This window comes from Paenibacillus piscarius (assembly GCF_022234545.1).
In the GTDB taxonomy this organism is placed as follows: domain Bacteria; phylum Bacillota; class Bacilli; order Paenibacillales; family Paenibacillaceae; genus Paenibacillus_AQ; species Paenibacillus_AQ piscarius.
In genome coordinates, this window is sequence record NZ_JAIEUI010000001.1 from 610,423 (window position 1) to 635,641 (window position 25,219).

The window sequence follows — 25,219 nt, forward strand, 5'->3', positions numbered from 1 at the left end:
TGAATTTTAAGGCGGTTTTAAGCTAAAAGGCGTATACTACTCCTTTAACAGTTAGTTTAGGAGTGGATTTAGTTGTCGCGATTATTGCCTACCAAGCGTTTATCGTATTTATTGATGGTATTGCTGGTTGTTGGGTTTGGGCTGAATTTCTTCCTGCAGGCGGCTACGTTCCGTATGGAGCTGGCTAAAGCCCTGGAGTGGATTGGCGCCAATCCGTTGCTATACCTGAGTGGAAGCTTGTTCATTTTCTTCATCCTGCTTCTAAGCTCCGTGATTGTGCCGAATGCTTATGCGGGACCGGCGCTGGTCTCCGCCTTGTTCGTGCTGCTTGGCATTGCCAGTGATCAGAAGCTGGCGACACGGGGAGAGCCGCTGTTCCCATGGGACCTGATGGTGCTGAAGAATGCCGAAGGGATGAGTAAGATTACCAGCGGCATAATCTCACCGCTTGCTATTATTGTTGCTGCTCTGCTGGTAGCCGGTCTGGTCTATCTGATCATTAAGCTGCCGAAGAACCGGATCAGCTTCCCGTTGCGTGCTGTTCTGGGCGGAATATCTGTAGGACTTGGCGCATATTTCCTTGTGCTGGTCAGCAGCCAATCTCCGGTGGTGACGGCGATGAATTACCAGAACATCTTCTGGAACCAGAAGGTGAATTATACACAGAACGGATTCGTCTACGCCTTCGCCGGGAATCTGCGGCAGAGCCTGATGGAGAAGCCGGCAGGCTACAGCCGCGAGGCGGTGGAAGCAGTGGCGGCCAAATATAAGGCTGTGCCGGATGAAGCGGCTGCGGCCGGGTCAGGGGAACAGCCTAATATTCTGTTTATAATGAATGAGGCCTTCTTCGACCCCACACGTCTGCCGGGGTACACCCTGAGCGAAGATCCGCTGAAGTTCATTCACGGGGCGGCGGAGCAGACCCCGTCCGGTTATTTGCTGTCCCCTGAATTCGGGGGCAATACAGCCAATGTAGAATTTGAAGCCCTGACGGGGCTGTCGATGTATTTCCTGGGGGATGGAACGATTCCTTATCAGCAGCGGCTGGTCAAAATGTCCTCCCTGCCGTCCATCGTCAGTATTCTGAAATCCAGAGGCTATGAAGCACTGGCGCTGCATCCGTTCGACGAGACCTTTTACAACCGCAACCGTGTCTATCCGATGCTCGGCTTCGACCGCTTCACCAGTGAGAGGGACCTGCCGGATGCTGGCCGCCTGAGCCCGGATGGTTACATCTCGGATAAGGCCGCAGTTGATGAGGCAGTCGGTCAGCTCAAGGCCGCCTCCGGCCCTGCATTCCTGCATCTGGTGACGATGCAGAATCACTTCCCGTTCACCAAAGGGCTGAACGGACCGAATACGATCTCGGTAGAAGGCGCACTGCCGGAACAGAAGGATGAGCTGGAAACCTATATGCAGGATGCCAAGTTGACGGATGAGGCGCTGGCATACCTGCAGCAGGAGTTGTTGACAGTCAAGCGCCCGACCATTGCCGTCTTCTGGGGAGACCACCTGCCTGCATTGTCTGCGGGAATCTATACGGAGGCAGGCTGGGACCAGCAGCCGCGGCTGAAGCATGAAACACAGCTCATGATTCTGGCGAACTTCGACATTGGAAAAGAGCCGCTAGGCAGCCTGAGCCCAGCCTTCCTGGGTCCTGCCGTGTTCAAGCTGTCAGGTCAGAGCCTGCCCGCCTATTATAAGCTGCTGGAACAGGTGCGGGAAGCCATTCCGGGTCTGAGTAAGCAGGTGCTGATCGGGCCGGGTGACAGCGGAATCCTGAAGGAGCTGACTTCGGAGCAGCAGACGCTGCTGGATGATTACCGCCTGATTCAATATGATCTGCTCGAAGGGGAGCAATATGCAGATTCGCTGATGTTCTAATATGCACCTGTGATGGTCTGACCTTACGCTTGAGAGGTCAGGAGGTCAGCGAAGTCCCACATCATGGAAGCGGTTCTCGATCGGCTCACGGAGCAGCAGGCGGATGGACTGGATCGCTGCGGTCTCGATACGCTGTGCTTCCCGCAGGAGCGGAAGCAGGGATTCTTCATCAATGGAACAAGGAGACTCTGGAGCTTGTACAGGTTTTTGGATTAGAGTGCCGGTAATCTCATTATATACAGCAGCCAGAGCTGCATAATGTTCTGCAACGCCCTCAGCTTCTGGCCAATACTGGCTGGCTTCCCTTGCGTAGGCCGCAGCGTCCTGTTTCAACCCCGCATAGAAGAGTAGAGTTTCATAGACTCCGGCAGCATCGTAGGTCTTGCCCGCCAGGGCTTGCAGCATAGCATCATACGCTTTAAGACCGCAGGCATATTGCGCTTCCGGCAGCATCAGATCATGGACCTCTGCCTTGTACACCGCCTGTATGAAGGATTCTCTGATCACCTGAACGATATCCTTGCGGATCTGGCCTTCATAGATCTGGCCGTACCAATACGGAGATTCATTCCTCCCGAACTGATCGTAAGGCAGCTCCCGCTCCGGGGCAGAAGCCTCTTCCTTATAAAAGAACAGCTGCCGCTCATCATCACAGCGGGTAATCACCACGAAACGGTCCTTCCAGCAGACCACACCGGTGCCTTGCTCAAGGGATCTGCGGATTTCAGCAATGGCCTGCTTCTGATAGAGAGGGAAGGTGGGGCTGAAGTTAAAGCCTGCACCCTGGCTGGCGATAATGCCGATCAGATCTGCCGCTACGTAATGTTCAGCCGCCCAGTTATATGCCGTAGCCGAATCCGGGTGAAGCTGTCTGTGCACGGACATGCGGAAGCACAAGGCCGTCATTCCAGCCAGCATGGGCCTCCTCAGCGTGAACCAGCCTTTGGCCGACAGGACCTGGTGCATGGCATGGGCAAAATAAAGCGGCACACGCGGATGCTCCAAAGCGGCCGCAGCGTGCTTGCTATAATGGTCATTCATCGTGCGGTATGCACCCCCCATCTTGGCAGTGTGGACCGCTTAAGGTCCGGGTACTGTCCGGAGATTATTTTAACCCGCCCCATGGCCTGCTCCTCCAGCTCCAATGCCTTCTCCAGAGCAGCACACAGGGGGGCTATCTGTTCCTGGTTCAGTGCCTTGCTGCCATTCTCTTCCCGGATTGCAGCAGCCAGCGGACCGGCCAGCTCCTCCGCCAGCTTGTCATACAAGCGGCTGACCTCCTTAAGCCCCGGCAACACGGACTGAACCTCCCGCAGATAAGCGGAGATCTCGATCCGTGAAGTCTGGTAGGATTCAAGGATATAGACAGCGCCGAAGCTGTCGAATCCGCCCTGCTGAAGCGCACGGGTAAGGAACGTGTAGGCCAAGCGGCCTGAGCCGAGGCTTACGTCAGGAAGTGTCTTGTGGGGAGTCTCCCAATCCTCCAGCGCAAGCCGCAGCGATTCGAGTACAGCATCCTGCAGCGGAATCTCCACCCGCTCTCCGACAAACACACAGTCCCAGAAGGGCGTAAAGTTAAGGCCGAAGTTATCATACAGCACAATTTGCGTCTCGCCGGACCAGCCATCCTGTACATAGAACACCTGGTCGTCCTCATCATAACCATGAATCACACCGAATTCGGGTATCCAGTAGATGCAGGCCAGACCGCGGTCCAGACTCTGCTTGACACCCTCAACAGCGATGCGCTGATACTCCCCGAAGGAATCATGTCTGGTTCTCCCTCCGTCATCCAGCAAGAAGATTCCTAGATTATCGACAGCCCGGCGATGCTCCGTGCCCCACTGCCCGTAAGCTGTAACCGACATGGGAAGGAGCTTCTCATGTACGGTGAATTTGAAGGCCATGCTGCTTAGGCCGGAGAGCATGAATTTTGGACCCTCAAATAACCCGGCGGCAGTCGTTACGGCATAGAGCGCGTCGGTAAAAGATTTGGATTCACGCTTCATCTGAACGTCAAGAATTACGCCTGATCGCTTGCTCACTGTTCATTCTCCTGTTCCTCCAGCCGTTTCAACGTTGCCTCACAGATGCTGCGGAGCCTGTCCTTCAGCCATTTGGGGGCCAGGATAGCAATCCACTCTTCGCGGAGTAAATGTGCGATGAACGCGCTGGGTTCATAAAAATCTACCTCATAGACATCCTCGGCGGCGCGGAGCTTGTAACCGTCCCATGAGCTGTCCTGAGGCACACTGTTCATACGGATTCTCGCCGTGAATGGCTTCAAGGGTCTGGCCGGCTCCACTGGTGCTTTGGGGCCATCCTCTCCAGGGAGGAAGACCCTGCCGGTCAGCGTTAGCTGGCGGATGCCGGACAGGCTGTAATATTCACTCCGTCCGTCTCCCTCCACAGCAGCCACCAGATAATCATCCTCTACCCGCCGGCTCAGCTGCAAGGGACAGAGATACAGCTCCTGCGGTGTGTCCTGGCCGTGCCGGTAGAGAACGTGGAGCACCCTGCGGGCCCGGATCGCCTGCTCCAGCATCTCCATGACCTGCAGGCGGTGGGGATTCACTTCAAAGACTGGCAGCTTCAGCTCCCGGTCTGCAAGAGGCTGTTCGGTGAACCGCTCCAGCAGACCTCCGACCTTGCGGATCGACTGGGCGTTCTCATAATCATAATGGCTGTAACGGTAAGCCAAGTATTTCAGCACCCGCTGTTCCTCGTCGGTGATGTAGAGATGGGGGAGTACGAAGCTGTTATCCTCATAGATATAACCGCGCTGCTTCGCCACATACCGGAGCGGAGCCCGCAGCGATTCCGCCAGGTATTCAATATCCCGCTGGGCTTGGCGCCGGGAAATCTCGAACTGCTCGGCCAGCTTGCTGCTGTTCGGGTACGCCAGCTGGCGGATCTGCTGGTCAAACCACTGAATCCGGTGAATATGGCTCATGCTGCTTCCGCTCCTTTCTGTCAGCCTCCAGTATACCGGCTGATGACTTTTAAGGCCAGAGTGACCGCCCGCAAAAGAGACAAGGATGCTCCTGCATCCACGCGTGAAGCATGAAGCAGGGGCATCCTTGCGTCATTTTACCGGGTTGCTGCGTCCACTCTAACCTGCGCAGCCTTGTCGCAACGCTTACAGACCTTCAGGGCGGTGCCGTCGGATTTTATTTTGGTATAGAGCAGCTTGATTCGGGTGGAACCGCAGACCGGGCAGGTGCCGCGTCCACGGGATGGAAGGGTCCAGAGTACCCGTCCGCGTTTGGTTTTTGGCATGCTTGTAATCCTCATTTCAAGTGATTTGTTAGTACTTGTCCAGTATATAGGAGCTGATACGACATAAAATGTCGCAGCAGATGATGATCCTGAGGCGAAGGCTACAACCCGGACCGGGTTCAAAGGCTAATTGACGAAAAGGTATCCCTGAGATTAGACTAGACTGGGTGTTGTGGAAGAAGCTGGGTAAGGCTGTAGAATTTCATGTTTTGAAAGGGGTTACAAGGATGAAAAAACTCTGGCTGGTCTATGTGTTGCTGATTGGTATTTTTGTGATCTATGTGTTGAATTACAAACAGCAGAGTGAATCGGCAGACCCGTGGGAGACCGCCGGACTCCGCGGGAATATCGAAGACAAATATGTGATGGTCACGTTCCAGCTTGGCATTGACTATTGGAAAAGCGTGCTGAAGGGCTTCGAGGATGCAGCCGAGGAGCTTAATGTCTCTGTCGAGTATCATGGCTCGACCCAGCATAATGCAAGCGAGCAGATGACCGTGCTGGAGCAGACCATCGCCAAGAAGCCGGCGGGCATTGCGATTTCGGCTGTGAATTCCAAGCTGCTCACCGCAACGATCAACAAGGCGGTGGAGAGCGGAATACCGGTGGTGCTGTTTGATTCGGGAGCGCCGGACAGCAAGGCGTATTCGTTCCTGGGGACGGATAATTATAAGGCGGGAATCCAGGCGGCGCACAAAATGGCTGAGCTGACCGGCGGCACAGGGGAGGTCGCCATTATTACTACACCGGATCAGCATAATCACCAGGAGCGGACAGATGGCTTCACTGATACGATCCGCAGTCAATATCCGCAGATGAAGCTGGTGGCTGTTAAGGACGGACGGGGAGATCAGGTGGCGTCCAGAGAAGCCGCCGAGCAGCTGCTGGATGGCTATCCGCAGCTTGCCGGAATTTTCGCAACAGAGTCCAACGGCGGTATCGGGGTGGCGGAGGCTGTTGATGCTGTGCGCAGGGGCGGTCAGGCCCCGCAGATTATCAGCTTCGACACAGACAAAGGCACGCTTGATCTGGTGAAGCAGGGCAAGATTGCCGCTACCATGGCTCAGGGAACCTGGAATATGGGCTACTGGTCGTTGACCGAGCTGTTCCATCTGCACCGTGATCTGGCCGCGGACCCTGAGGCCTATGCCAATAACAAGCCCCTGCCTGTCCCCGATTCGGTAGATACCGGAATTGATGTGGTCACACGGCAGAACGTGGAGAATTATTATGCCAAATAGCAGCTTGCGAATGCCGCAGAGGGGGAACCAGTGATGCGCAGGGTCAGCGGGAACATGGAGAAGCTGAAGCTCAATAATATGCCGATCCGCTATAAGCTGATTATTCACTTTTTGCTGATCAGCATTCTGCCTGCCATCGGGCTGGGCCTCCTGATCGGCTGGACAGTGGACCGGATCGTGGAGGAGCAGAGCAACGAGAATACGATGCAGCTTATCCGCAAGGTGAATACGGCCATTGAGAGCGATGTGGAGAATCTGCAGAAGATTACCTACCTGATTTCCTTCGATACGGGGGTACAGGCGTTTTTGAAGGGCGGGGGCAATACTGTACAGCCGGGTCCGGCAGCGGGCAATGGTGAATCGGCAGAGTACAATATCCGCAAGTTCCTGCAGGGCTTCACGACACTCAGCTCCGAGATCGCCGGGATTATGCTGGTTAACCGTGAAGGGGAGTTCATCAGCAATGAGATGTATGCCCGCTCCGGCGCCCGGCTTACCGAAGAATCCTGGTACAAGCAAGCTGTGGAGAATAAAGGCATCTTCCTGATTGTCGGCCATCCTTACGGCCGGGCGGTCAGGTCTCATGCCGATTACAAGGAGAGCGAGGTAGTGTCTGCGGTAAGAGCCATTGTGAATCCCGAGACACAGGTTGTACAGGGCGTGGTGCTGGTGGACCTGAAGCTGCGGGTAATTGCAGAGACAGCCCGGGATGTTACGCTCGGCAAAACCGGTTATCTCACCGTAGTAGATAACAATGGCGAGCTGATCTATGCCCCTCAGCATCCTCTGCTGCGCAAGATTCCGGCGGGCTTGTTCACCGAGCCTTCCGGAATCACCTCGGAGACGGTGGACGGCCGGCGGCTGCAGCTCATCTACCGGACTTCGCCCTTCACCGGCTGGACCACGATGGGGGTGTTCCCGATGGATGAGTCTGCTTATGGCGTGAGGGAGATTACGTTCAATGTTGTCACCTTCGTGTTCGTGGTCTGTATGCTGGGCATGACGGCATCGTTCTATCTGGCGCATTCCATCTCCCGTCCGATCGGACAACTGGCCTCGTTTATGAGCAAGGCACAATCCGGCGATTTGACTATCCGCTACTGGGGGAACCGCTCCGATGAGATCGGACTGCTCGGCCGCAGCTTCAATACGATGCTGGCCCAGATCGGGCGGCTGCTATCGCTGACAGAGCTGCAGGCGCGGCAGAAGCGGGAGGCCGAGCTGCGCAGCCTGCAGGCGCATATCAAGCCGCATTTTCTCTACAATACGCTGGATACCATCCACTGGATGGCCCGCAGCAAGGGCGCGGAGGATATTGCCGAGGTCGTGCAGTCCCTCTCGAAGCTGTTCCGGCTTGGACTGAGCAAGGGCAGCGATATCATTACACTATTCGATGAGCTGGAGCATATCCGCAGCTATCTGAAAATTCAGCATGTGCGCTACAGCAGCAAGCTAACCTATTCGATTGAAGTGGAGCCTCAGCTCCAGGAGCTGTACGTGCTGAAGCTGCTGCTGCAGCCGATGGTGGAGAATGCTATCTATCACGGGATTAAGGAGCGGCGCGGTCCTGGACACCTCGTCATACAGGTCACAGAACGGGGAAATATACTCTACCTTACGGTAACCGATGATGGCGCGGGAATTCCCGCAGACCGGCTCCGGGAGCTAAAACAGCGGCTGGCAGCGGTGGGGACACATGAACCGGAGCCTGCCGAGCCGGAGACTCTGGTGCAGAGCGCTTCAGGAAGCGGATATGGCATCTTGAACGTGCAGGAGCGGATCAGACTGACCTATGGAGAGCCCTACGGCCTTGAGATTGAGAGTGAACCCGGCAAAGGAACTGTAGTCACGGTCCGTCACCCGGTAGTCCGGGACAATATGCCGGTTAAGTATGCGGGAAGAGGAGGATAATTGTGCTGGAGAAATGGAGAGTATTGATTGCTGATGATGAGGGGATTATCCGTGAGGGCATCCGGCAATGCGTGGACTGGGAGAGCCTTAGCATGGAGGTGGCCGCTGAAGCTGAAGACGGGGAGGAGGCGCTGGAGCTGGCGGTTGCGCAGGCTGTCCATATCGCGCTGGTCGATCTCAATATGCCGATTATGCATGGCATGGAGCTGATGAAGCGGCTGAGGGAGAAGCTGCCCGGCTGCAAAATCATTGTCATCACCGGCCACGATGAATTCGTCTATGCCCAGGAATCCATCCGCCTGCAGGTGAATGATTACATCCTTAAACCGGCGGAGCCCAAGCAGCTGATGCAGGTGCTGCGGGGTGTCCGCGAGGCGCTGGAGTCGGAGCAGCGGCAGAACCTGCAACTGGAGCAATCTTCACGGCATCTGCAAAAGAATTTCCCGCTGCTGCGCGAGCGCTTCTGCCAGGAGTGGCTGGACGGGAACCTGAGCGGGGCGGAGATCCGGGAGCAGCTGCTGTTCCTGCAGCTCCCGGCCCGGCGGCCGGACCTGCTAGGCATCATCCGCTGGAGATGGGAAGGGAGCCATCCGCGTATGAAGGAAACGGAACGGCAGCTCTTCCTGTTCGCCATCGAGAACATTGCTGCAGAGCTGCTGGAGCCGTATTCCCGGGTGATTTTCCGAGACACGGCCGGCCTGATTGTCATCCTCCTGTGGGACGCTGAGGGGGAGCGGGCGCTGGCCGGAGTAGAGGAGGCGGTGCGCAGCACGCTAAAGATCGCAGTCGAAGCCGGACTGCGCCATGTGGAGGGTGATCTTACAGAGCTGCCTGCCGCCTACCGCAGCTGCCGGGTGGCACTGGCCAAGGAGCAGCCGCTGTCCCCGCTTGTCCGCCGGGCGAAGCAGCATATCCAGGAGCACTATAGCGAGTGCGGGCTTACGCTGGAGGGGACAGCCAGCCTGCTCCAGGCTTCTCCGGTCTACCTGAGCCGCCTGTTCAAGCAGGAGCTGGGCGAGTCCTTCGGCTCCTTCCTGACACAGACCCGCATCCGGCGGGCCGCACAGCTATTGCACGCTACGAACCTGAGCATCAGCGAGGTCGCAGAGCAGTCGGGATATGAGACGCAGCATTATTTCAGCGCAGCCTTCAAGAAGCATACCGGCGTCTCGCCGCTGCAGTTCCGTAAGGGTGTTATGCCTGGGGCAGACGGTGGTAGCAAGGAAGGTGGACAATAGGGAAATATCACTATAGCTAGGGAGGCGGGTTTACCAGTCAATCAAAGGTAAATCCGCCGAGAACTGTTTGTGAAGCGCCTGTGGCCAATCGGCTGCAGGTGTTTTTAATGGCTAATAAGCCACATGAGCAAATGTAATCGAAAAACCGACCACATTCGGTAGCCGAGTGGGCAAATGTGGAAATGTAATCGAAAAACCGACCACATTCGGCTGTCACGTGGGTAAATGAGCAAATGTAATCGAAAAACCGACCACATTCGGTAGCCGCGTGGGCAAATGAGCAAATGTAATCGAAAAACCGATTACATCCGGCCCCCACAAGCGGAATGGGGGCATGGGCGTGTATGGGGGTCATGAGCTAAATGTGCACTTTGCGCAGGATGCCCCTTCCGCCGCACATAAGTTATATTTTCACAAAAACAGTAGACTGAGTGTAAATACACCCTGCGCCTTCTGCTGCTATACTCGGTTTGTCACACGGGAATACCCGTGGAGCCAACAGTAGGATACAGGGGGTTGTGCAGGAATGAAACGCTATTCAGTAATCTTGTCGCTTCTGCTAACAATGGTAATTATTTTGTCTGCATGTGGTGGTGACGGGAACGGGAATGCTTCCGGGGGCAGCGGGGATGGGGGCAAGGGTAAGGTTGGGCTTGCGATGCCGACGAAATCGTCGGAGCGCTGGGTGAATGACGGCAACAACATGAAGAAGGAATTCGAGAAGCTGGGGTACACGACGGATCTGCAATATGCCGAGGATGTCGTCGAGAACCAGGTCTCCCAGATCGAGAACATGATCACCAAAGGCGCGAAAGCAATTGTTATCGCTTCCATCGACGGAGAGGCGCTAACGGATGTACTGCAAAAGGCCCATGACGCGAATGTCAAGGTAATTGCCTACGACCGTCTGATCAAAAAAAGTGAATACGTAGATTACTACGCAACCTTCGACAATTTCAAGGTGGGTGTGCTGCAGGGCTCGTACATTGAGGAGAAGCTTGGCCTGAAGGACGGCAAAGGGCCGTTCAACATCGAGCTGTTCGGGGGCTCGCCGGATGACAACAACGCCTACTTCTTCTTCGACGGGGCGATGTCCATCCTGAAGAAATATATCGAATCCGGCAAGCTGGTCGTCCGCAGCAATCAGATGACAATGGACCAGGTAGCAACTCTGCGCTGGGACGGTGCGGCGGCTCAGGCGCGGATGGATAATCTGCTGAGCGCGAATTATGCAGGTGAGCATCTCGATGCGGTTCTGTCTCCGTACGACGGGATCAGCATTGGCATTCTCTCCTCATTGAAGGGCGTAGGCTACGGTTCCGGCGACAAGCCGCTTCCGGTCGTGACCGGGCAGGATGCCGAGCTGGCCTCCGTGAAATCGATCCTGGCCGGAGAGCAGACGCAGACGGTATTCAAGGATACCCGCGAGCTGGCCAAGAAGGCAGTGCAGATGACGGAGAGCGTGCTGAACGGAACGGAAGCCGAAGTCAATGACACCACTACCTACGACAACGGGGTCAAAATCGTCCCGTCCTACCTGCTGGAGCCGGTGTCTGTGGACGCAAGTAACGTGGATAAGGTGCTGGTAGAGGGCGGCTACTATACCAAGGAGCAGCTTGGACAATAGCATCCGGGCAGCGGGATGGCGGCAATCCGGCGGCAGTTCTGAATCAGGGCTGCCGCCGGAACAGCCGCTGCACAGTCACAAGGAAAGCTGGGTGGGAGATATGAGCGAATTTATTTTGGAGATGAGAGGCATTACGAAGACCTTCCCCGGGGTTAAAGCGCTCTCGGATGTCCATCTGAAGGTGAAGGCGGGCGAGATTCACGCTCTCTGCGGGGAGAACGGGGCGGGCAAATCCACGCTGATGAAGGTGCTGAGCGGTGTGTATCCGCATGGAACGTATGAAGGAGATATCCTGTACCAGGGGCAGGTCTGCCAGTTCAAGGATATCAAGGACAGCGAGGGCCTGGGAATTGTCATTATTCATCAGGAGCTGGCCCTGATTCCGTATCTGTCGATTTCGGAGAACATCTTCCTCGGCAATGAGCAGGCGAAGCGCGGGGTGATCAACTGGCACGAGACGACGGTGAAGACCAAGGAGCTGCTGGCTACCGTCGGCCTCAAGGAGTCGCCGTTTACCGGAGTATCTTCCATCGGTGTCGGCAAGCAGCAGCTGGTAGAGATTGCGAAGGCGCTCTCGAAGGAGGTGAAGCTGCTGATTCTCGACGAGCCGACGGCGGCGCTGAATGAGAATGACAGCGAGAACCTGCTGGATCTGATCCTGGAGCTGAAGCGGCGGGGAATATCTTCAATTATCATTTCCCACAAATTGAACGAAATCGAGAAGATAGCGGATTCAGTTACGATTCTGCGGGACGGACAGACGATCAAGACCCTGGATATGAAGCAGGATGCGGTAACGGAGGATGTCATTATCAAAGGTATGGTCGGGCGGGATCTGACGAACCGCTACCCGGAGCGTACACCGGAGCTGGGCGATACGATCTTCGAGATCCGGGACTGGGAGGTGTACCATCCCACGCAGGCGGACCGCAAAATGCTGGACGGGATCAACCTCCACATCCGGCGCGGCGAGGTCGTCGGGATTGCCGGGCTGATGGGTGCGGGGCGCACGGAGCTGGCGATGAGTGTATTCGGCAAATCATACGGCCGGCGGATCAGCGGGCAGACGTTCATGCACGGCAAGGAGGTGCACCTGAACAACATCACCCAGGCGATAGAGCATGGACTGGCCTACGTCACCGAGGACCGCAAGCATTACGGACTGATCCTGATCGACGATATCAAGCGGAACATCTCGCTGAGCAGCCTGAACAAGCTGTCCCGCCGGGGGGTTATCAATGAGAACGAAGAAGTGCTGGTCGCGGAGGAATACCGCAGGAAGCTGAATATTAAGACCCCCAGCATCCTGCAAAAGACAGTCAACCTCAGCGGCGGCAACCAGCAGAAGGTAGTGCTCAGCAAATGGATCTACGCCGGGCCGGATGTACTGATCCTGGATGAGCCTACGCGCGGAATTGACGTCGGGGCCAAATATGAAATCTACTCGATAATCAACAATCTGGCGGCACAGGGCAAGGGCGTGCTGGTGATCTCCTCCGAGCTGCCGGAGATTATCGGGATGTGCGACCGGATCTACACCATGTGCGAGGGGCGGATCAGCGGGGAAGTGGAGCGGAAGGATGCGTCGCAGGAGCTACTAATGAAATTTATGACACGAAGCAGGGGGTAACACCGCATGGAAGCCATTAGTGAATTGTTCAAAAAAAATATCCGCCAATACGGCATGATCATTGCCCTGATCTTTATCTCTGTATTCTTTCAGATTCTGACGGACGGCATTCTGCTGAAGCCGCTGAACGTCACCAACCTGATCCTGCAGAACAGCTATATTCTGGTACTGGCGATCGGGATGGTGCTGGTCATCATCACCGGGCATATCGACCTGTCGGTCGGCTCGGTGGCCGCCTTCATCGGCGCGCTGTCGGCGATCATGATGGTCGATATGGAGATGAATCCGGTACTGGCGGTAGTAATCTCGCTGCTGATGGGCGCGCTGGTCGGAGCCTGGCAGGGCTTCTGGGTCGCTTATATCAAAATCCCGGCGTTCATCGTCACCCTGGCGGGGATGCTGCTGTTCCGCGGCCTGACGATGATCGTTCTGAACGGGCAGTCCATTGCCCCGTTTCCGAAGTCTTTTCAGAAGATCAGCTCCGGCTTCATTCCCGATATTGCCAGCGGCGGCTCAATGAACCTGCTTACGCTAATTATCGGTGTTGTGCTGTCGCTGCTGGTGATCTATCAGGAAATCCGCAGCCGCCGGATTACGGTGAAATACGGCTTTGACCAGTCTCCGGTCTGGATGTCGGTAGCCAAGGCGGCCGCGCTCGTAATTGTCATTAACCTGTTCACTTATGTGCTGGCCCAATATAACGGGATTCCGAACATTCTGGTGATCCTGCTGGTGCTGATCGTGATCTACTCCTTCGTGATGAACCATATGACGATGGGGCGGCATATCTACGCACTGGGCGGCAATGAGAAGGCAGCAAGCCTCTCCGGCGTCAAAACCAAACGTGTGACCTTCTGGGTATTCGTCAACATGGGGGTACTGGCGGCCTTGTCCGGTCTGGTCTTCGCAGCACGCCTGAACTCGGCGACGCCCAAGGCCGGCACCAACTTCGAGCTGGATGCCATCGCCGCCTGCTTCATCGGCGGAGCCTCGGCCTCCGGGGGCATCGGGACCGTGGTCGGCGCCATCATCGGCGGGCTCGTCATGGGGGTCATGAACAACGGGATGTCGCTCGTCGGTCTCGGTGTTGACTGGCAGCAGGGCATTAAGGGGCTGGTGCTGCTGCTGGCGGTGGGCTTTGATATCTATAACAAGTCGAAGACGGCGTGAATGGATTTATTTGAGAGCCGGACCGGGACTGCGCAAGCAGGAGCGGCTCCGGCTTTTTGGCCCGCAAAGCACCTGAGTCATCACCTACGCTAAAGCCCCGCTTTGTGGGGTTATTTGGCGTGCCTGCCTTCGGGCGACTTGCAGCATCCGGCCCGGATATGGATAATAGCATCTAAGGTGCTTTATATTTTATGCGATATAGATTGAACAAAAATATGAGTTAAAAGGAAAGTGGCGGAGGGGAATTTTGGAACTGTAGGAGCGGAAGCGTCCGCCTTTGTATACGGATTACAACCGCAAATAGCGGATTAAATCAGGAAATCTGTATACAACAGCGGCCGGAAGTCCAAAACTTCTCTGGAGTCACAGCTAATCCCAAAACATAAAAACTATTAGTTCAATTCGTAAATTAACAGGAGGAGACAGATGCAGATTATTGCCATGCTGACGATGCTGATTGACCATGTCGGCCTGATTTTTTATCCGGGTGAGCTGGCCTGGAGATATGTGGGGAGAATTGCCTTCCCGATCTACTGCTACGCGCTGGTGCAAGGGCATATCCATACGTCCTCCCGGCCCCGCTATCTGCGGCGGCTGCTGGTGATTGCGGTGCTGGCCCAGATCCCGTACAATCTGGCGATTGATCCGGGCGGCTGGAATGTGGTATTCACGCTGCTGTTCTCTGCGCTTGTCCTCACGGTGCTGGATCTGCTGCCCAAGCTCTGGATGGGCCTTCCGGTCGTGGTGGCGGCTGTGCTCCTGACGGATGCGCTGCCGCTGGATTACAACGCCTACGGGCTGCTGCTGGTGCTGATCTTCCGGTATACCCGTTCCTACTGGCTGGTGCTGGCGCATATGGCGCTGAATGTATTCTATCTCTTCTATTATAATTGGCTGGTGCAGCTGGCCAGTATTCTGCCGACGATTCTGATCGCGCTGACACCTGGCTTCTGGGTCCTGCTGGAGAAGAGACGCCTGCCGCGCTGGGTCTGGTGGAGCTTTTATCCGGCACATTTAGCAATTCTTGCTCTGGTAAAGTTTCTCATGTTCGAAGATTGGGTATTTATAGATTGGCGGAGTTTATTCAGCGTGTAAGGTGTTAATGATTTCCTGCGCTGTATTTACAAATCCCCTCTCCTTTGAGATGATGGATACGTTGCCAAATTATGAGCTAGAGGAGACATGCTATGAAGAAAATGAAAGCAAGAACCAAATGGCTGGTGCCGATTATCGCCCTGCTGCTGATTCTGTCCGGCTGCCAGACCGTCGGCGGTTTCGATGTCAATAAGGCGTTGCTTGGGGATATCGATGTGAAATCATCGGAATCCAGCACTACGATGACCCTAAGCGCTGTACCGGCAGCAGGCATCAGTGCAGAAGACCAGGAAGTTGTCGATCTTATTAATTCTTTATCCCTTACACTGGGTCATGTGAAGATGCAGGATAACGCGACTCTCTCAGCAACAGGAGTTGTCGGTTATAAGGAACTGAAGATTCCGTTCTCCCTCTACATGGACCAGAAGAACATGGTCTTTACTGCGGAAGGCGCGAAGCAGCCGTTCTATATCCCGCTTGAGAGCAATGAAATGCTGCTTGGCCTGGAAGTTGCTGACCCTGCCAAGACCATGGAATTCTCCAAGCTGGTCTCCCAGTTTGTGATCAAGAATCTTCCGAATCCGGGTGCGATCAATGTATCGTCCGTATCGGAAGCGGTATATGGCCAGCAGACCAGCTTGACGAAGCTACATACGGAGATTACCGGCGAAGAGTTCCCGGTATTGCTGAAGAGCTTCCTGAGAGCGGTGTCCAAGGATACCGAAGGCTTCACTGCCCTGATCGGCGGGTTCTACGATTATATGTACCCGCTGCTGAAGGACAGAGCGGAAGACCTGAGCAGCATTGGCCTGGGTGATATTCCGCTGGAAGACAAGGAAGGGGTAGTTACCGTAGTGCATGATGCGGCCAAGCTGGCTGTGGATGCCCTGCTGCTCGTCTATGACAAGCAGCTCGAGAACCTCTACGAATCCACACCTGAACTCAAGACTGTGCTGGGCAAGGATACGAAGCTGAGTGTGGATATCTTCGTGGACAGCGGCTTCCATGTCCGCAAGCAGAACATGGAACTGAACGTTGCCCTCCCAGCCGGCAGTGACATGCCGCTGCAGAGCATTAATATGAAGCTGGCATCGGAGACCTGGAATGTGAACGGTTCTGTAACCGCAGATCCGATCTCTACAACAGGAGCTATCGATGTCACCAATCCGGAGATGACTCCGGGTGAGACCCTGAGAAGCTTCGAATCAGGTTCAGCGTTGCATAAGATGCTGAAGGATGAGATGAAGATCACTTCCAAGAGCCTGATGATTGCACCGGATGATGATTATTATTATCCGATCGTGGAAGATGGCACCACCTACGTGCCGCTGCGTTATGTGGCTGAGGACATGGATGCCAAGGTTGAATGGGATGCCCCTAACCGTGCCATCAAGGTAACCGATGATGTATACGGCGATCAGCTTGTATTCAAAATCGGTTCAGCCCAGGCAGTGATTGCCGGGAAGACTGTGAAGCTGCCTAAGGCGGTATTCGTGGATGAATACGGTGACGCCTATGTACCGCTGCGCGTACTGGCCCAAGGCCTGCACGCCACGGTGGAAGTCGATGATGACGGTTATATCTGGATCGACCGTCCTTAAGCACTAAGCACTTTAGGAAGACCGGAGCCCCTGAGCGTTCAGGCGGCTCCGGTCTTTTTGTAAATATAAGGATTTATATGTTCCACACGATACATTATCCTTCTATTTCCCGCCGAAACGGAACCGTCCTTTATAGGGGACGGCAAAGCCGTTTCCACTTCCGTAAGTGGCCGAAAAAACGCTGTAAGTTTCTGGGCTTGACTTTATAGGTCTATTGCAATAGACTTACGGATATAAGTTCAGGTCTATTGCAATAAACTTATCGCTCATAGAGTGTAGAAGGCGGGATGAACAAAATGGAGAACTATAAATTATTCGATGCTGAATACAAATTTGCTTGCCTGGTGTGGGATCATGAGCCTATCAATTCGACTGAGCTGGTGAAGCTTAGCCACTCCGCTCTGGGCTGGAAGAAGTCCACGACCTATACCGTGTTAAGAAAGCTGTGCGAGCGCGGCGTTCTCAGGAATGAGGGGGCGGTCGTTACGGCGGTTATTCCGAAGGAGGAGGCCCAGCGATATGAGAGCCAGACGGTGGTGGAGCGGACCTTCGGCGGGTCATTGCCGCAGTTTCTCACGGCGTTCCTTGGAGACAAGAAGTTATCGGCGAAGGAGGCGGCGGAGCTGAAGAGGATTATTGAGGAGGCTGCCGAGTGATGATAACAAACCTCTGGATCACCATACTGAACATGAGCATTACTGCGAGTTATGTGGCAGTTATGGTGCTGCTGGCCAGAATGCTGCTTAGAGGCGCGCCCAAGCTGTTCTCTTATCTTCTCTGGTCAGCTGTAATCATCAGGCTGCTGCTTCCTGTCAGCTTCACCTCAAGCTTCAGTATTCTTCGGCTGGTGCAGCCGGAAGGCCATACAGGTAACGGGGCAATGGAATTCGTCCCGGGGAATATCGGACTTCTGCTACAGCCTGCGGTGGACATGGGGATCGGCAGTTCAGACAGCCTGATCCATAACCTTCTTCCCGCTGCGGTGCCGGCAGCGAGTGTCAACAAGATGCAGCTTCTGCTGTGGGCGGGGAGTACCGTCTGGCTGACCGGGGTGATTGCCTTGCTGCTGTACAGCGTTGTCTCTTACTTGCGTATTGTGCGAAGAGTCCGTACAGCCACTCTGGTGAGCGGAAACATTTATGAGAGCGACCGGATTGTCTCACCGTTCGTGTGCGGGTTCGTGAAGCCGAGGATCTATATTCCTACCGGAATGAGCGCGCAGGAGCTGCCCTACATTCTGCTGCACGAGCAGACCCATATCCGCAGACGGGATTATCTGATCAAGCCGCTTATGTTCCTCCTGGTCATTATCCACTGGTTCAACCCGCTGATGTGGCTGTCCTACCGGCTGATGGGCAAGGATATGGAGATGTCCTGTGATGAAGCGGTGATCAGGAAGCTGGGTCCGCAGATCCGAAGCAGCTACTCCGGCTCCCTGCTGGCCTTGGCTGTGCACAGAAACGGCCTTGCTGCCGGCAGCCTGCTGGCTTTTGGGGAGAGCAGCGTGAAGGCCAGAATTAAGCATATCCTTGCCTATCGCCAGCCGTCCTCTGCAAGAGTAGCAGGCTCCATCGTGGTGCTGGTCCTTATCATTGTAGGATGTACGGCCAATCCCCAGCCGCTGCAGCCTGCGAAGACCTACTCGGGTTATGCGGTGAAGCAGCTTCTGGAGAGCCGAACCTTGTATATAGGCAATATCAGCAAGGTGTCTGCACTGGTTGGTGCAATGCCACTGCCAGAAGGCCTGGAAGGGGCAGGCATTGAGCTGGCCACCAGCTCGCGTCCTTACGGATTAACAGTCAACTATCGCATGAATGACAAGGCAAGCATGTGGAATGAGGAGCTAGAGGCGCTAACCCGGGAGTCGCTGCTCAGCAATTCGGTGCTGCTCTTCAGCCTGATTGATAACGTGGATATCATTAATTACAATTTAGCCGATAACGGGATCACGTACAGCTTCACCTTTACAAGGGAAGAGGCGGATGGACTCGCGGGAGAAGATGTCCGGCACTATGCGGCAGATGAAGCGGGGCTGCGCAAGCTGATTGAGCAGCTGGCCGGCGTGAACCATGATGGCCAGCCGGCTGAATCCGGTAAACAGCTCTGATGTGATATTTTACACGCTGCGCGAATTCAGTTAATATAGTTCTCCATCACACAGAGTATACTGGTGGGACGTGAGCCTGAAGCGGCTTACAGTCTAGGTGTAAGGGAGCAAAGGCAATGCAGACGGAACCGCAGGCGGTGCCCCGGAAGGAACGGAAGGGCAGCAAGGCCGGTGCCTTGCTGGAAGTGCTATTCGTATCGGCTAAGCTGGGTCTGACCTCATTCGGCGGCCCCATTGCCCATCTGGGCTACTTCCACAATGAGTATATCCGCCGCCGGCGGTGGATGGATGAACGGAGCTACGCCGATCTGGTTGCGCTGTGCCAGTTCCTCCCCGGTCCGGCCAGCAGCCAGGTGGGCATTGGTATCGGTACCCTGCGGGCAGGACTGTTAGGGGGCATTGTAGCCTGGCTGGGCTTTACTTTGCCCTCGGTCCTGGCACTGGTCGCCTTTGCGTTCCTGCTGCAAGGTACGGATATTAGCCAGGCGGGCTGGATTCATGGCCTGAAAATTGTGGCTGTAGCCATTGTAGCCCAGGCCATTCTGGGCATGGGCCAGAAGCTGACCCCTGACCGGAGCCGGGTGACCGTGGCGGTGACCGCAGCCTCCGTCACTCTGCTGTGGCATACTCCTTACAGTCAGGTGCTAACCATCGCCGCAGCCGGGATCGCAGGAGTATGGTTATACCGCTCACAGCAGCTGGAGGAGACAGCTATGCTTGACATCCCGGTCCGCCGGTCTGTTGCAGTTGCCTGTTTAGCTCTGTTTGGCGGATTGCTGGCCGTACTGCCGCTCCTTAGGGGATCGGCGGAGGCTGGGGAACTCGCCATGTTTGACAGCTTTTACCGTTCCGGTGCGCTGGTCTTCGGGGGCGGGCATGTGGTGCTTCCGCTGCTGGAACAAGAAGTGGTGCCCCCGGGCTGGGTTAACCGGGCCGACTTCCTGGCCGGATATGGCGCTGCGCAGGCTGTTCCCGGTCCGCTGTTCACCTTTGCCGGTTATCTTGGAGCGATGACAGCAGGTGTATCGGGGGCGATTGTCGCTACACTCGCTATATTTCTGCCGGCCTTCCTGCTGGTTACGGGTGCGCTGCCGTTCTGGAACCGGTTAAGGCAGAGTCCGAAGGTCCAGGGGGCATTAATGGGGATCAATGCTGCTGTTGTGGGAATTCTGCTGGCGGCATGGTATGACCCGCTGTGGACGACCGCAATCCTGGCACCGGCAGACTTCGCTCTCGCAGCGATTCTGTTCACCATGCTGGTGTTCTGGAAGCTGCCGCCTTGGATAGTGGTTATAGCCGGTGCAGCGGGCGGAGTGGTGATAGATGTGTTGTAAACAAAAAAAGGCTATCCCGGCAAGTCATTCATGACTGCTGAAATAGCCTTTTTGTATGCGGATTTTTTTCAAGACCTAATTCAACATAATAACAGAGCGCAAAGAAACAGTCTATATTTTTTTCGGGAAATAGAATACAGTGGGGTAGCCGGCAATACAAGAAGAAGCGGAGTGTTGTTCCTTGAAAAATCATTGTCATCTGGAGGCTGCGGACCTGCAGGAATATGCGAAACAGGTCTTCGGCAACAGTTATTCTGTCACCAAGGTCAGCAAGATGGAGGGGGGAGCCCAGAAGGTGGTCTACAAGCTGGATTGCACCGGCGGATTCTCCTGCATTCTGTATGTGTGGGATCTTGCGATGAATTATTTCCGGGAAGAAATCGTTACAGACCAGGTCCATGCCCAATCCTACGGCAGCGAATATTTTGAGTTGAACAACAGGTACTTAATTGAACATTCCATCCGGACACCACTCCTTTATGATATGAACAGAAGCAGGGATCAGTATGATTTCGATTATGCGCTGGTGGAGTATATTCCAGGAAAAGCAGCCGAAGCTTACTTTGAACATCCTGACCCCAGGGTGAAGGAACATATTTTTCAGCAGATCGGGGAGCTGATTCGGACAATGCACAGGGGCGAGAGCGGAACCTACGGCAAACCGGGTCAGGGTCTGGCAGCCTCCAGCCAACGGCCTTGCCATCTGAACCAGCTGAACAATGGAATCGCCCAGCTGTCTTATGCGGCAGAGCATCATGAAGTGATACGCAAGAACCAAGGGAAGCTGCTCGATAAACTGTATGAGCTGGAGTCCCGGATAACACCCAGAAGGCGTTATGGATTTATCCATGGAGAGCTTGGTCCCAATCATATTATGGTTACAGAGGAGCAGCTTGAGCCTTGCCTGATTGATATTGAAGGCTCTGAATTCTATGATATTGAGTATGAACACAGCTTCCTGGAGCTGCGGTTTGGCGGATTCTACCGTTATCTGAAGAATGACCGGCTGGATGAAAACCGGCTGCGGTTCTATAAGTTCCACCATCATCTGTCCTTAATCTCAGGCGGGCTGAAATTACTCCAGCGGGGCTTTCCCGACCAGCAGCTCGCTAGAGCCATTCTTGACTGTCATACTGAATATGCGCTGCAATATATAGAAGGTTGAGTATAAAAGACAAGCCTCACTCCATACTCTGGAACTGAGGCTTGCTCATCTGTTGCGTCTGTTGCGTCTATTGCGTCGTCAACACCATCTTAAGCGATACATTGCTCTGCCCGGAATGCTCGGTCATACTGCGGATATACCCCGACATGAAGCCGCCCTCCATACGTTCCCAGAGCTTAAAGCCTGGCATTGCGCGAATCTCATCAAGCGAATCAGCAGCGGTACCGGCGAAGTATTTCAGATTGAGGCTAGACATCGTCTCAGCCATCGATTGCTTCTCTGCTTCAGTAAAAGGACTGTCCTGCAGTCTGCTCATAGCCTTCTCGTAAGAGTTCACGGCGAAGGTCTCTTCAGCATATCTTTTGAAATTCAGCAGGTTAGGATCACTCTTGCCGCTCACCCTGGCCCAGCCCTCCACATCCACCGCAGCCGTGTTGTAGGTGACGGTTCTGGAACGGGGATCGAAGGTCATGCTGCCGTACTGGTGCGGATTCACCGCCATAGCACTTGTGGCAATATCGTATACAGGCGCAGCCGGATCGGCAGTCCCTTCGGGGTCACGGCGGATATCTTGCATATGAATATGCCCCGATAATACAAGATTCAAGCCTTCCTGGCGAAAAGCCTTCAGCGTCTGCTGGCTGTTATTGAGCTTGAAGCCCGATACGGCCATCGAGGTATGACTCAGCAGATTGTGATGCATCACGGTGATGATTGAGGCATGTTCCTTGGCGGCCAGCTTCACATTCTCATTAATCCATGTCAAGGTCGACGGCAGGAGCCGCCCGTCGGTCTGCGGGAAATTATATTCCTCGTTATGCGCATACTGGGCACTGTCGATCATCAGCAGCCAGAGACCGGGTGCGGCCTTCACAACATAGCTAAGGCTGTCTGTATCGCGCGCGAGCGCTTCGTTATAGCCGAAATCCTCATATAGACGCAGGAAATCCTCAGCATTAATATGCGGTGCGACCAATTGCTTGTCCCCGCCGAACGACCGTGCCCAGGGATTATTGATATCGTGATTGCCCGGAACGACATAGACACGGGTCCCGGCCGCCTCCATCCGGTGCAGCTTGGCGGTCAGCTCCTTGTGGCTGGCAGCTTCTCCGTTATTGGTAAGGTCGCCGCTGAGGATCAGGAAATCCGGCTTTTTCTGCCCGGCTTCATAGACTAGAGCTTCGGTCAGTTCGTCGCTGTAGGGGAGCATTTTGCCGTCACCGCTTCTGACATAGCTCTGGAATGCCTGGCCGCCATCCTCCAGAGATTTAGCCAGATAATGCGTATCGGTAGCGACCCAGAAGGAGACAGGCTGTGAAGCATCGGTTACGGGTGCCGCTGCCGCAGGAGCCGCAGCTGAATGGGGGGAAGGAGTGTCCTTGCAGCCGCTCATCAGGAGGGCGGAGGACAAGAGCAGGAATAAGCCGAGTTTCAACTTGTATGTAGAGCCGTGATTCCACGAAGAGTGCATGAGGCCACCCGCTTTCTGTATTTTGGCTGAATCATTGTAGCGTATTTCGTGCCTCGCTGTATATACGAAAAGTTAGCAGGCTGTTTCTAAACAGCTTCTTTAGGCTATAGAAAATAGTGGAAGGCGTATAATTTCTGCCAAACCTGCGACACTAAGAGCGGATAGACACTTGAAAATCAGGATACAGGAAAAACTTGTGAATCTGCCTTGCTTTCACGCAGGAAAAGTGCTAAAATTTAAAAAAGTAAGTAACTTAACTTAATGGAGGTAGTTATTTTATGTCTAAGACTTTTTTTGAAGCAGTAAAAGGCAGACGTTCCGTCTATGCCATCAGTAAAGAATCCCCGATCTCCGACGAACAAATTCAAAAGATCGTTGAAGAGGCCGTTTTACATAGCCCTACTTCCTTCAATTCCCAGAGCTCCAGAGCAGTAGTGCTGCTGGGTGAGAACCATGATAAGCTGTGGGACATCACTGCAGAGACGCTACGCAAAATCGTTCCGACTGAACAATTTGAAGGGACTGCGCAGAAGCTGTCTTCCTTCAAAGCAGGTTACGGCTCCGTGCTCTTCTTCGAAGATCAGGCCGTAGTGAAGCAGCTGCAGGAGAACTTTGCGCTGTATGCTGATAACTTCCCGATCTGGGCGAACCAATCCTCCGGGATTCTGCAGTATGTGGTGTGGACAGCCTTCGCTGAACAAGGGGTTGGCGCTTCGCTGCAGCACTATAACCCGCTGATCGACGATGAAGTGAAATCCACCTTCGGCATTCCGGCAGAGTGGAAGCTGATTGCCCAGATGCCGTTCGGCGGTGTGGTAACCCCTCCAGGTGAGAAGGAATTCCAGCCGATTGAAGAACGTGTGAAGGTTATCAAGTAAGTAAACTGCATACAGACAGGTTTAGAACCTCCCTGATCCGGCTAAATATGATTATAGTCATATCGCCAGATCAAGGAGGTTTTTATGATGCCATGGGATAAGGATAACTACCCGGATTCACTGAAGAACTTCACTGCGCCGGTGCGGAACAAGGCGGTGGAGATTGCCAATGCGCTGCTTGAGGATGGCTACGAGGAGGGCAGGGCGATTGCGATTGCCACCGCTCAGGCCAAGGAGTGGGGCGAGAACCACGACAAGCAGATCCGCCTGAAAAATCATTAGAACCGAAGCCCGCGCCCTGTCATGCCGGATATACAACAAGAGGACAGGCGGTTACCCGCCTGTCCTCTTGCATTACATTCAAACTTACCGTTATTTCGCAGCTTCAGTTGGTGCTGCTGAAGCTTCAGGAGCTTCGCTTTCAGCCGGAGGTGTAGAGGCATCCGGCTCGTCGGTCAGCGTATTGGTGATCTTGGAGTTCTTGTTCAGATCAGCCAGCCAGCTGGAAGACATCTGTTGTACCTTTTGCGCGGTCAGTGTCTTCTTGATTTCGTCTTTCTTCTCGGCCAGCGTATATTCATGCGCTTCCTTACGGTCGGTTACTTTGATCACGTGGTAGCCGTAATCTGACTTCACCGCACCGCTGGTTTCGCCAACCTTCAGCTTGAAGGCAGCATCCGCGAATTCAGGAACCATGTCGCCTTTTTTGAAGAAGTCCAGGTCGCCGCCCTTCTCCTTGGAGCCGGTATCTGCAGATTTCTCTTTGGCCAGTGCCGCGAAGTCTGCGCCTTCCTTAAGCTGCTTCACAATGGCATCGGCTTCTTCCTTCGTCTTCACCAGGATGTGGGAAGCGCGAACCTCTTCCTCCTGGTTGAAGGTAGCCTTGTTCTCATCGAAGTATTTGCTGATTTCATCATCCGTAACGGTTACCTTCGGTTCAACCAGCTTGCGGATCTTAACCTGCAGCGGCATCTGCTTCTTCAGATCATCGATGGTCATTGAGCTCTGCTGCAGAGCGTTATTCAGTGCATCCTCGCCGCCGAACTGTTTCGTCAGATCCTCAATTTCCTGGTTGATGTCTGCATCGGTAACCGTGATGTTAGCCTTCTTCGCCTCCTGATCCACCAGTGTGGTCGTAATCAGGTTCTCCAGAGTGGTCTTCCCGCCGGCTTCAACCAATTTATCATACAGCTGGGCTTTGGTGATGTCTGTTCCATTCACGGAAGCAACCGCTGTCTTGCTGTCATCTTTGCTGAAAGGCTGTACAATAAGCACTACAACCAGAGCTGCTGCGAGCACGAGTGAAGCAACCATCCAGCCCTTGCCGCCGGTTGCGGGAGGAGCAGGAGGAGGAGTGCTGCCGCCGCCTACCTTATTCATTACGGGAACGCTTTCTTGTACCCGCGGAGCTTCAGACCGGTTCGGATCTTCACTGGCAGCTTGTACAGTTTCCTGCGGGATCAAGGCTTCTTCAGGGGATGCTGTGGAAGATTCACCTTCCGGTGTATTGCTGTTTTCAAGGTGTTCATTTTCATTGAAATCTTTTTTGTCCATTATAATTAATGACTCCCTTCAATATAGGTGATGC

The 25,219-nt window shown here is 54.5% G+C and carries 21 protein-coding genes; 15 read left to right on the forward strand and 6 right to left on the reverse strand.

Annotation, left to right across the window (positions count from 1 at the left end; translation table 11 throughout):
- Positions 1 to 72 precede the first annotated feature (72 nt).
- Positions 73 to 1,884, forward strand: a complete 1,812-nt coding sequence (locus tag K1558_RS02780; RefSeq protein ID WP_238649831.1) for an LTA synthase family protein — start codon at positions 73 to 75, stop codon at positions 1,882 to 1,884.
- A 45-nt stretch (positions 1,885 to 1,929) separates the two neighbouring features.
- Here the strand turns inward: K1558_RS02780 and K1558_RS02785 are convergent, their stop codons facing one another.
- From K1558_RS02785 to K1558_RS02800, 4 genes are all read right to left on the reverse strand, one after another.
- Positions 1,930 to 2,925, reverse strand: coding sequence for a hypothetical protein (locus K1558_RS02785; RefSeq protein WP_238649832.1), 996 nt, complete (start codon positions 2,923 to 2,925; stop codon positions 1,930 to 1,932).
- On the reverse strand, positions 2,922 to 3,929 hold the full coding sequence (locus K1558_RS02790; protein ID WP_238649833.1) for a BtrH N-terminal domain-containing protein: 1,008 nt from the start codon (positions 3,927 to 3,929) through the stop codon (positions 2,922 to 2,924). Before K1558_RS02790 ends, K1558_RS02785 begins: the two co-directional genes overlap by 4 nt.
- Positions 3,926 to 4,837 (reverse strand): helix-turn-helix transcriptional regulator, encoded by a 912-nt coding sequence (locus K1558_RS02795; RefSeq protein ID WP_238649834.1) that lies wholly within the window; start codon positions 4,835 to 4,837, stop codon positions 3,926 to 3,928. The genes K1558_RS02790 and K1558_RS02795 overlap by 4 nt, the downstream gene beginning before the upstream one ends.
- A 137-nt stretch (positions 4,838 to 4,974) precedes the next feature.
- Positions 4,975 to 5,163: a hypothetical protein gene (locus K1558_RS02800; protein ID WP_238649835.1), complete on the reverse strand. Its 189-nt coding sequence runs from the start codon at positions 5,161 to 5,163 to the stop codon at positions 4,975 to 4,977.
- Between the two features lie 227 nt (positions 5,164 to 5,390).
- On the opposite strand from K1558_RS02800, the gene K1558_RS02805 reads away from it, so the two are divergent.
- The 12 genes from K1558_RS02805 (at position 5,391) to K1558_RS02860 (ending at position 21,282) form a co-directional block, all read left to right on the forward strand.
- Complete coding sequence (locus tag K1558_RS02805) at positions 5,391 to 6,404, forward strand: substrate-binding domain-containing protein (RefSeq protein WP_238649836.1); 1,014 nt, start codon at positions 5,391 to 5,393, stop codon at positions 6,402 to 6,404.
- 33 nt (positions 6,405 to 6,437) lie between these two features.
- Complete coding sequence (locus tag K1558_RS02810; protein ID WP_238649837.1) at positions 6,438 to 8,315, forward strand: cache domain-containing sensor histidine kinase; 1,878 nt, start codon at positions 6,438 to 6,440, stop codon at positions 8,313 to 8,315.
- A 2-nt stretch (positions 8,316 to 8,317) separates the two neighbouring features.
- A complete protein-coding gene (locus K1558_RS02815; RefSeq protein WP_238649838.1) occupies positions 8,318 to 9,553 on the forward strand; it encodes a response regulator in 1,236 nt (411 codons plus the stop codon).
- A 526-nt stretch (positions 9,554 to 10,079) separates the two neighbouring features.
- On the forward strand, positions 10,080 to 11,180 hold the full coding sequence (chvE, locus tag K1558_RS02820) for a multiple monosaccharide ABC transporter substrate-binding protein (protein ID WP_274528334.1): 1,101 nt from the start codon (positions 10,080 to 10,082) through the stop codon (positions 11,178 to 11,180).
- 100 nt (positions 11,181 to 11,280) lie between these two features.
- On the forward strand, positions 11,281 to 12,810 hold the full coding sequence (gene mmsA, locus K1558_RS02825) for a multiple monosaccharide ABC transporter ATP-binding protein (RefSeq protein ID WP_238650013.1): 1,530 nt from the start codon (positions 11,281 to 11,283) through the stop codon (positions 12,808 to 12,810).
- Between the two features lie 6 nt (positions 12,811 to 12,816).
- Positions 12,817 to 13,980, forward strand: a complete 1,164-nt coding sequence (gene mmsB / locus K1558_RS02830; protein WP_238649839.1) for a multiple monosaccharide ABC transporter permease — start codon at positions 12,817 to 12,819, stop codon at positions 13,978 to 13,980.
- Between the two features lie 426 nt (positions 13,981 to 14,406).
- On the forward strand, positions 14,407 to 15,075 hold the full coding sequence (locus tag K1558_RS02835) for a TraX family protein (protein WP_238649840.1): 669 nt from the start codon (positions 14,407 to 14,409) through the stop codon (positions 15,073 to 15,075).
- A 92-nt stretch (positions 15,076 to 15,167) separates the two neighbouring features.
- A complete protein-coding gene (locus K1558_RS02840) occupies positions 15,168 to 16,676 on the forward strand; it encodes a copper amine oxidase N-terminal domain-containing protein (RefSeq protein WP_238649841.1) in 1,509 nt (502 codons plus the stop codon).
- Between the two features lie 296 nt (positions 16,677 to 16,972).
- Positions 16,973 to 17,332, forward strand: coding sequence for a BlaI/MecI/CopY family transcriptional regulator (locus K1558_RS02845; protein ID WP_238649842.1), 360 nt, complete (start codon positions 16,973 to 16,975; stop codon positions 17,330 to 17,332).
- The gene (locus K1558_RS02850) at positions 17,332 to 18,783 is read left to right on the forward strand and encodes a M56 family metallopeptidase (RefSeq protein ID WP_238650014.1); all 1,452 of its coding nucleotides are present in this window, start codon (positions 17,332 to 17,334) and stop codon (positions 18,781 to 18,783) included. Before K1558_RS02845 ends, K1558_RS02850 begins: the two co-directional genes overlap by 1 nt.
- A gap of 116 nt (positions 18,784 to 18,899) precedes the next feature.
- Entirely contained in the window at positions 18,900 to 20,117 is a 1,218-nt protein-coding gene (locus K1558_RS02855) for a chromate transporter (protein WP_238649843.1), read from the forward strand.
- Between the two features lie 181 nt (positions 20,118 to 20,298).
- Positions 20,299 to 21,282, forward strand: coding sequence for a phosphotransferase family protein (locus K1558_RS02860; RefSeq protein WP_238649844.1), 984 nt, complete (start codon positions 20,299 to 20,301; stop codon positions 21,280 to 21,282).
- A 67-nt stretch (positions 21,283 to 21,349) separates the two neighbouring features.
- On the opposite strand, the gene K1558_RS02865 is transcribed toward K1558_RS02860, so the two are convergent.
- The gene (locus K1558_RS02865; RefSeq protein WP_238649845.1) at positions 21,350 to 22,753 is read right to left on the reverse strand and encodes a metallophosphoesterase; all 1,404 of its coding nucleotides are present in this window, start codon (positions 22,751 to 22,753) and stop codon (positions 21,350 to 21,352) included.
- Positions 22,754 to 23,031: 278 nt separating this feature from the next.
- Between K1558_RS02865 and K1558_RS02870 the strand changes: the two genes are divergently transcribed.
- Positions 23,032 to 23,631, forward strand: a complete 600-nt coding sequence (locus K1558_RS02870) for a nitroreductase family protein (RefSeq protein ID WP_238649846.1) — start codon at positions 23,032 to 23,034, stop codon at positions 23,629 to 23,631.
- An 87-nt stretch (positions 23,632 to 23,718) separates the two neighbouring features.
- Entirely contained in the window at positions 23,719 to 23,913 is a 195-nt protein-coding gene (locus K1558_RS02875) for a DUF2188 domain-containing protein (protein ID WP_238650015.1), read from the forward strand.
- A gap of 90 nt (positions 23,914 to 24,003) precedes the next feature.
- Here the strand turns inward: K1558_RS02875 and K1558_RS02880 are convergent, their stop codons facing one another.
- Positions 24,004 to 25,185 carry a foldase protein PrsA gene (locus tag K1558_RS02880; RefSeq protein WP_238649847.1) on the reverse strand — a complete coding sequence of 394 codons (1,182 nt, stop codon included), beginning with the start codon at positions 25,183 to 25,185 and terminating at the stop codon, positions 24,004 to 24,006.
- Positions 25,186 to 25,219: the final 34 nt, after the last annotated feature.